This window comes from Massilia phyllosphaerae (assembly GCF_034659755.1).
GTDB lineage: Bacteria > Pseudomonadota > Gammaproteobacteria > Burkholderiales > Burkholderiaceae_D > Telluria > Telluria phyllosphaerae.
Genome location: NZ_JAXSQX010000019.1, coordinates 1 through 8,383, shown reverse-complemented (window position 1 = coordinate 8,383; position 8,383 = coordinate 1). Strand labels below are relative to the sequence as shown.

Here is an 8,383-nt window from a genome sequence, read left to right as displayed (position 1 = left end):
CTAACCAGTACTAATTGCCCGTACGGCTTGTCCCTATAACCTTGGCAGTACAAGGTTGAGATTGACAGCTGTTTGTTGATACCCAGATTCAAAAAACTAAATACTTCTTCCGGATTCAGAGTGGCGCCCAGCAGCATGCAAAGCGCACTCGTACAGTTTATGCCTGATGACCATAGCAAGTCGGTACCACCCCTTCCCATCCCGAACAGGACCGTGAAACGACTTTGCGCCGATGATAGTGCTGCAACCAGTGTGAAAGTAGGTTATCGTCAGGCTAATTAATAGCAGTAGTAAAGTAGTAATGCAAAACCCCACTCGGCGAACCGAGTGGGGTTTTTTGCTTTGTAATGCGCATTTTATGCGCCAGCCTTTCCAAAAGACTGGCTTCCGATCAGGCACGCACAATACCCGCCTGCGACGCCCACTGCTCCAGGCTCTGCTTCTGGATCGCTGCCGCCATCAAATCCGGGAACAGATCCGGGGTACAGGCAAAACAGGGAATACCCATCGCCGTAAGCGCCGCTGCATTTGCACGGTCATACGAAGGCGCACCGCTGTCGTCGAGCGCAAGCAGGGCCACCACCTGCACGCCACTACCCACCAGATTGGCCGCACGGCTGAGCATCTCGGCCCTGTTGCCACCCTCGTACAAGTCGCTGATCAGCACGAAGATGGTCTCGCGCGGCCGCGTGACCAGCTGCTGGCAATAACCCAGCGCCCGGTTGATGTCGGTCCCGCCGCCCAGCTGGGTCCCGAACAGGACCTCGACCGGATCCGACAGCATCGGCGTCAGGTCGACCACTGCGGTATCGAACACCACCACCGACGTCGACACGGTGCGGATACTCGCCAGCACCGCCGCGAACACGCTCGCATACACCACCGACGAGGCCATCGATCCGCTCTGGTCCACGCACAGCACGATGTCGCGTAGCGAACGTCCGCGCCGGGCAAAGCCGATACGCGTTTCCGGAATCACGGTCTCGTAGTCCGCCTGGTAATGCTTCAGGTTGGCGCGGATCGTGCGCAGCCAGTCGATGTCCTGGTGACACGGCCTGCGGTTGCGCGCGGCCCGGTTCAGGCTTCCCGCCACCGCCTGTCGCATCGGCGCCGCCAGCTTGCGTTCCAGTTCCTCGACCACGCGCGCCACCACCATGCGCGCCGTGCTCCTGGTCTTGTTCGGCATCACGCGGTTCAGGCTGAGCAGGGTCGCGACCAGGTGCACGTCCGGCTCGACCGCCGCCAGCATCTCGGGTTCGCACAGCATCTGCTGCAGACCCAGGCGGTCGAGCGCATCCTTCTGCATCACCTGCACCACGCTGGACGGGAAGTACTGGCGGATGTCGCCGAGCCAGCGCGCCACCCGCGGCGCCGAGCCGCCCAGGCCCCCCTGGCGCGTGTCCGATCCGGTGCCGTACAAGGCGTGAAGGGCACCATCGATGGCGGCGTCGGCCGCCTCCAGTTGCAGGGGCAGGGCCGCGTCCTGGCCCAGCACCAGGCGCCAGCGGCGCGCGGCTTCGGATCCGGCTGCGTCTTGCTCGTCATTCGTCATAAGCGGTTTCCGTCAAAGGCGATATCGAAAAAAGCGTCTGCAGGATCGGCAGTACCCGCCGCGCCCGCGCCAGGTCGACCTCGACCGGCTGCGCCGGCCCGGTACCTGCATGGCGTCCGCCCACCTGCAGCGCGCGCTCCCCCAGTTCGCGCCGCTCCACCGGCGTAAAGCTGCCGACCGTGCGCCGCAGCAGCGGCAGCAATTCCGTGAACACCTCGGCCGGCTGCGCCAGCAGCCAGGCATTCACGATGCGCCACAGCTGGTCGCTATGGGCCAGCAGGGCGCCACTGCCTTGCAGGAAGCCCTCGAGCCAGTGCGCACTGGCCAGCGGCGCGACCGCCTTCGAGCAGCTGCGCGACAATTCCTGCGCGGCGCGTTCGGTTTGCCAGTGTCCGTGTTCGGTCAGGATGCGGACGCAGCGTCCGGCCAGCAACGGGTGCGACAGCTCGCTGACGGCGCCGCTCTCCAGCGCCTCGAACCAGGCCGCCAGGTGGGCATCCGCCTGCAGCAGGCGGATCGCCTGGTCGGCCGCGATGAGCTGCCCGAGCAGTCCGTCGGCCACCTCGTCGGCCAGGCCGCGCACTCCGTACGGCAGGGCGATGCAGGCGCGCGTCACCAGGCCGTCGACCACGCTCGCCAGCGCCGTCGTATCGACCGCACGCGCGCTGCCGTAACGCAGCACGTTGACCAGCGGCGGCAGGGCCGCCAGCAGCAGGCCCAGGTCCGGGGTCAGGGTGCCGATGTCCTGGATGCGCGCCATCACCGGCGCCACCGCATCGCGCAGGTCGGCCAGCAGGATCTGCTCCATCAGCGCGGTCAGCTCGGGCAGGGCCTGCGCCTTCGCCGCGCGGTCGAACGCGATGGCCGTGGCCGCCCCCTCGAGCGTGCTGCCCCAGATGCTGGCCTCGATCAGGTCGACCGCGAATTCCGGCTGCCACAACAGGCGCCACAGCTCGTGGAAGGTCCCGCTGCGCCCGCGCATGTGCTGCACTCTACCCCAGCGGATGCCGAGCAAGGACAGGCGATGCAGCAGCACGCTCTTTTCCAGGTGGGCGGGCTGGCGCAGGTCCAGGTCGAGTTCCGTGGCATCGGCGCGCACCGCCATGCGCAGTCGCTTCTGCTGCGCGAACACGTCCTGTACCAGCGGTACCGCCGGCACGTCGTCCGGGACTTCGCCCAGCGCTTCGTCGATCAGCAGCCGCTCCCGGATCAGGCGCAGCGGCGCATCGCTGTCGTAGCAGAACACAGTGCGCACCGCTTCCATCAGTTCGTCGAGTCCGGGTCGAGGGCGGTCGCGCAGGGCCGCGAGCGTATCGGCCAGGCGCGAGGCTTCGATCACGTGGGCCGGCGAGGCATCCAGGTCGTGCCCGCGCAGCAGCGTCGCCACCTCGGTCAGCCAGTACAGGGACGCGCGCTCGCGATGACGCCACAAGTGGCGGTACCAGCCGGGCGCCACCACGCCGGCGCCATAGCCGCTGGCGAACGTCAGGCGGCCGTGGCTCCATGGCACCCAGGTCGCCGCCACCTTTTCCTTCGGCAGGCCTTTCAATACATCGGTATCGCTCTTCGCGCTGGGAAGCGTGGCCAGCGCCGGCACGTGCCAGGCGCCGCATACGACGGCGATGTGTTCGTGCCCCTGCTTGAGGGCCTGGCGGATGGCGTTGCGCATATAAGCTTCGCGCTGTGCCTCGAGCGGGGCGATACGGCTGCCGGTTTCCTGGCGCATCACCGTCATCATCTCGGCGATCGCGCCGAACAGGTCCAGGCTGTCGCTGCGCTGCTCGACCAGGTGATCCCACCAGCTCTCGGTGTCGCCATAACCGGCTGCCTCGGCCAGCCAGCGCAGCGGATCGATGCGCTGCGGCTCGCCGTCGGCCGCCACGGTCTGGGCCTCGGCTTCGGCTTCGGCTTCGTCACGGCGGCCCAGGCGATGCGCCTGCGGCAGGTCGCAAAAGCGCACCGGCACCGCGTGCAGGTTGGCGTAACGGATCGCCTGCCATTCCGGTGAGTACTCGGCGAACGGATAGAACACCGCGCGCTGCGGCGCCGCCGGCGCATAGACCAGCAAGGCCACCGGCGGCACCAGTCCGGGCGCGCCGGCAAAGCGCAGCAATTCATCCGCTTCGGGCGGCCCCTCGACCAGGATACAGTCCGGTCGCAGGGCGTCCAGCGCGGCCGCGAGACTGCGCGCGCAGCCGGGGCCGTGGTGGCGGATGCCGAACAGGTGGACGCTCATCGCTCAGCTCATCCCGCTTCAGTTCATCACATCGCGGCAGGCGCGGTACAGGTCTTTCCAGCCATCCCTCTCCTTGATCACCGTCTCCAGGTACTCGAGCATGACCACGCGGTCCTGCAACGGGTCCTTGACGATGGCGCCGACCATGCCGGCCGCGAGGTCGGCGCCGCGCAGCACGCCGTCGCCGAAGTGGGCAGCCAAAGACAATCCGTGCGTGATCACCGAGATCGCTTCGGCCGTGCTCATGCTTGCCGTCGGCGTCTTGAGCTTGGTCTTGCCGTCGGCGGTCGCGCCCTCGCGCAGCTCACGGAACACGGTGACGATGCGGCGGATCTCTTCGAGTGCCGGCGTCTCGGCCGGCAGTTCCAGCGCACGGCCGATGCTGGCCACGCGCGTCTCGACGATCCGCACTTCCTCGTCGGCGCTGCGCGGCGGCGGCAGCACCACCGTATTGAAGCGGCGCTTCAGGGCGCTGGACAGTTCGTTGACGCCGCGGTCGCGGTCGTTCGCCGTCGCGATGATATTGAAACCCTTCTGCGCCAGCACCTCGTCGTCCAGTTCGGCGATCGGCAGCACTTTTTCGGACAGTACCGAAATCAGGCTGTCCTGTACCTCGCCCGGCATGCGGGTCAGCTCTTCAATGCGCGCGATCTTCCCGTTGCGCATGGCGCGCATCACCGGACTCGGGACGATGGCTTCCTGCGACGGTCCCTTCGACAGCAGCTGCGCATAGTTCCAGCCATAGCGCACCGCCTCCTCGCTGGTACCGGCCGTGCCCTGCACCACCAGGGTCGAATCGCCGCTGATGGCCGCCGCCAAGTGCTCCGAGACCCAGGATTTCGCCGTGCCGGGCACGCCCAGCAGCAGCAGGGCGCGGTCGGTCGCCAGCGTCGCCACCGCGATCTCGATGATGCGCGGATTGCCGATGTACTTCGCGCTGACCGTCACGCCGTTGTCCAGGCGGCCGCCCAGCAAATAAGTCGCGACTGCCCACGGCGACATCCGCCAGCGCGGCGGACGCTGGCGCGTGTCGCTGGCGATCAGCGCATCGAGCTCGCTGGCGTACTGCTGTTCCGCATGCTGGCGGAGGGCGGCGTTGGTATCGGGCGGGGTCATGCTGGCTCCTGGAAGGATGAGTGCATCTCGTGGCGGAAGCGCACGGTGCTGAAGAAGGTGTCGAAAGCGTCGCGCAAGGTGTGGTCCGGCTGGATGGCAGGGTGCCAGCCGGCCGAGACCGCGGCCGCGGTGGACGGATCGAGCGCGAGCGCGAGGCTGGATAGCAGCTGGCGGAAGGTCCAGGCGTGGCCCGGCGTGGCCAGCACCGGCAGTGCGGTCTCGACGCGCTGCAGCACGCGCCGGCTGAGAGCCTGCGGCCAGCGGCCGGCGCCGTGGTCGGCCAGCGTCTGCAGCAGGCGCACCAGGCCGGCGTCGCTGTGCCACGTGTCGGGAAAGCCTTCAACCAGGGCGCTCAGGGTAGCGTCTTCATCGTGCCTGGCGACGGTGCCCAGCACATCGAACAGGCCGCCGGGGACCGCTTCGCGCAGCGCCGGCTTCGCGCCGATCCACCAGTGCGCGAGCGCCGCCAGCCAGGAAGAGCGTTGCGCGGCGCCGTGCCGTATGCTGGCCAGTGCCCAGCCGCGGATCAAGACCGCAGCGAACTCGCTGCTCTCGGCCATGGCCAGCAGCTTGCGCGGGGTGCGCTCGAATGCCTGCTCCCAGACCTGCGGATCGACGGCAGCCAGCATGTCGATGACCCAGCCGGCCTTTTCGCCGGCACCGGGCCAGGGATTGGCGCCGATGCCGTCGCGCCGCATCGGTGCGTCGATGTCACCCGGCAGGGCAAGCTGCAGGCGCGCAGGGCGCAGCAGGCGTTGTTCCACCTGCAGCAGCGGCTGCACGCGAGCCCGTATCCGCTGCGACAGGCGCGACCCGGGCAGTTCGGCCAGCAGGCGCTGGGCGGCGGCGCGCACTTCCTTGCGGCGGTCGTCGAGCGCGGATTCGATGAAATCCTCGTCGTCCGGTCCGAGCCGGACTGCCAGCGCCGGCAGCAGGGCCGCACGGTGTTCGGGTGGTTCGGTGGCCCAGGCCGCTATCAGCATCCGGAGCGCGGCGGCCGGATCGTCTTCGCGCCAGGCGTGCAGTGTAGCGACGCGCTGCTCGATCGACCCGGTATCCCACGACAGCGCGCGCTGGGCAGGATCGGGACCGTTGGCCGCCCACGCCCATTCCGTCCGCAGGCGCGCGAGCCAGTGCCCGCGCTCGTCCAGCACCGGCACGACCAGTGGACGCAGCCTGGGCTGGCGCGTCGCCGCATCGAGCAGGTTGGGGAGGAAGCGCGCGGGCAAACGGGCGCCGTGCCGGTGCAGCAGTTGCAGCCATTCGGACAGCAGCCCGGCCGCATGGACGCCGCGCAGCAGCAGGGCGAGCATGCCTTCGGCACGGCTGGGGCAGGGCGGCAGCGAGTCCGGCACCGCCGCTTGCGTCTCGGCGTGGTCCGGCATCTGTGCTGCCCGATATCCGCTGCGTTGCCACAGGTCGAGCGCGCCGATGGCCAGCCAGAGCCGGGCTTCGATGGCGCTGCCATTCTCCGGCAGCAGCGTGTCGAGCGGTTCGCCGAAGCCGGCGAGCGCGGCACCGGCGCGTGCGCTGCCGATCTTGAAGAGCTGGTGCAGCCGGCGTGTATCGTGGCTCATGTTATGAAATGAAATCGCTGTCGATGTTGAGCAGGCGCCCCTCGTGCCATACGCTCAGCGGCAGCAGGGTGCGGCCATCCCATTCGCCGAAGACGGTGAGCGGACGGCCGCCGCTCACGGCCAGCAGGTAGATCGCATGGCGGAATGAAGGATGCAGTGCGATGCCGCGTCCTTGCGCGTCGCGCAGGATGCGCTGGTCGCCGGCGTCGGGCACGAGGTCCGCCAGCAGCGCGGGAAAACGCTCCAGGAAAGGCTGGGCCGAAAGGGCATGCGCGTAATCGTCCAGCAGCGCGTCCACACCCGATGCGGGACCCGGGCCATCGGCCAGCGCACGCAGCTCCGCCTGCGGGCCGACCAGGGCGCGCAAGGGAAAGGCGCCGGGATAGAAGTGGAGGGCACCGTCGAACGCCGTTCCCGGGACCAGTCCCTGCTCGAAGCCCTGCGTGCCGGCCGCATATTGCAGGACCAGTGCCCAGCGTCCGCTGGTGACGCCGCGCAGCCAACTGGCGCGCATGCGCAGGCGCTCGTCTTCGGACACGGTTTGCGACAGGACGCGCCAATGATCCTGGAGCGGCGTCTCGCGCAGCACGTGTTCCTGGCTGACGCTCCATCCGAGCAGCGCACGCACGTCCGCCTGCAGCGGGGCCGGCAGGTCAACGAGACGGCGCCAGGCTTCGCCAAGCAGATACAGCGACGCGAGTTCGTGGGCGACCAGTTGTTCCGCATGGGGCAGGTTGGACTGATAAAGCATGCCGCCCGCGCGCCGCAGGCGCCGGGCCAGAGGCGCCGCCTGGGCATCGACCATGCGCGCCGCGATCGCATCCCAGAAACCCTGGCCGCGCGAGCGTACCGATGCGAGTCCTTCGCGCGCCAGGTCGTGCAGCCAGGTCTGCAATTCGTGCAGGCCGGCATCGACCTTGTCCTCGCGCTTTTCTTCGCGTTTGCGGGCCTGGGCCGCGGCGGTGGCAGCGGCTTCCGGCGACGGCTCGGGCTTGGCGGCTTTCTTTTCCTGGCGCTGCTGGCGGCCCTGCAGCCAGTCATTCACCCAGGCGGGAGCATCGCCGCTATTGAATAGAGCGGGTTCGGCGTCGAGCAGGAGATAAAGTCCGAGTCCGTGCTTGCAAGGGAACTTGCGGCTGGGGCAGGAACATTTGAAGGCAGGTTCGCCGAGGTCGATCTGGGTACGATAGGGCTGCTTGCCGCTGCCCTGGCATTCGCCCCATAAAGCGGATTCGCTGCGGCCGAGATTCGACCAGTTTCTCGCCATCGCCAACTGACTGCCGGCCTTGGCCGAAGCGGCGTCGGGAGCGAGGGCCAGAATCTGGGTGGCGTCGAGGATCACCGGTCTCTTTCTTATGGAGGTAGTAATGACGCATACTCGACTATTCGGAGCAGATGGTCAATATAAGGTGGATGAGACATTTGCCACGGATCCGGCAAATGGGCCTTGCGCGGGTACTCATCCATTTGCTATAGTTCGCGTCCTGCTTCTGCGGCGCAGTAAAACGGCAACGAAATCAAGTAGTTGTGTTTGAATTTTCGGCAAGTCCGAAAGCGTTGAAGAAAAAGATGGAGTTGACGAGTTAAGCGAAACACTGCATAATCTCACTTCTCTGCTGCTGACAAACAAAACGATTTGTCGCTAAGTGGCAAGACGCAGTACCGCCCTCGGCGGGAGCCCAAGTTCTTTAAAAATTAACAGTCGATAAGTGTGGGCGTTTGATGAAGGTGCCGGCTGACTAGTTCAGCTGATTACTTAAATTATCAAATGTTCACAAAAGTATTAACGTTGCTCAGCAATGAGCGGCGGTCAGTATCTTGAGTGAGCGACTCGGTAGCAATACCGATGGCAGCAATGCCAACAAACAGAGATTAAACTGAAGAGTTTGATCCTGGCTCAGA

Annotated in this window: 5 protein-coding genes and 1 rRNA gene; 1 reads left to right on the top strand and 5 read right to left on the bottom strand. The window is 66.7% G+C overall.

Features of this window, described 5'->3' with window-relative positions:
* Positions 1-162: 162 nt before the first annotated feature.
* A 5S ribosomal RNA gene (gene rrf, locus U1H99_RS29975) occupies positions 163-275 on the top strand.
* Positions 276-391: 116 nt separating this feature from the next.
* On the opposite strand, the gene U1H99_RS29970 is transcribed toward rrf, so the two are convergent.
* Genes U1H99_RS29970 through U1H99_RS29950 form a run of 5 tightly spaced genes read right to left on the bottom strand, consistent with a single transcriptional unit; the run spans position 392 to position 7,823 of the window.
* Positions 392-1,552: a VWA domain-containing protein gene (locus U1H99_RS29970; RefSeq protein ID WP_323145145.1), complete on the bottom strand. Its 1,161-nt coding sequence runs from the start codon at positions 1,550-1,552 to the stop codon at positions 392-394.
* Positions 1,542-3,788 (bottom strand): DUF5682 family protein, encoded by a 2,247-nt coding sequence (locus U1H99_RS29965; protein ID WP_323145144.1) that lies wholly within the window; start codon positions 3,786-3,788, stop codon positions 1,542-1,544. Before U1H99_RS29965 ends, U1H99_RS29970 begins: the two co-directional genes overlap by 11 nt.
* Positions 3,789-3,806: 18 nt before the next feature.
* Positions 3,807-4,904 (bottom strand): ATP-binding protein, encoded by a 1,098-nt coding sequence (locus tag U1H99_RS29960; RefSeq protein WP_323145143.1) that lies wholly within the window; start codon positions 4,902-4,904, stop codon positions 3,807-3,809.
* Positions 4,901-6,481, bottom strand: coding sequence for a DUF5691 domain-containing protein (locus tag U1H99_RS29955; protein ID WP_323145142.1), 1,581 nt, complete (start codon positions 6,479-6,481; stop codon positions 4,901-4,903). The genes U1H99_RS29960 and U1H99_RS29955 overlap by 4 nt, the downstream gene beginning before the upstream one ends.
* 1 nt (position 6,482) lies before the next feature.
* Positions 6,483-7,823: an SWIM zinc finger family protein gene (locus U1H99_RS29950; RefSeq protein ID WP_323145141.1), complete on the bottom strand. Its 1,341-nt coding sequence runs from the start codon at positions 7,821-7,823 to the stop codon at positions 6,483-6,485.
* Positions 7,824-8,383 lie beyond the last annotated feature (560 nt).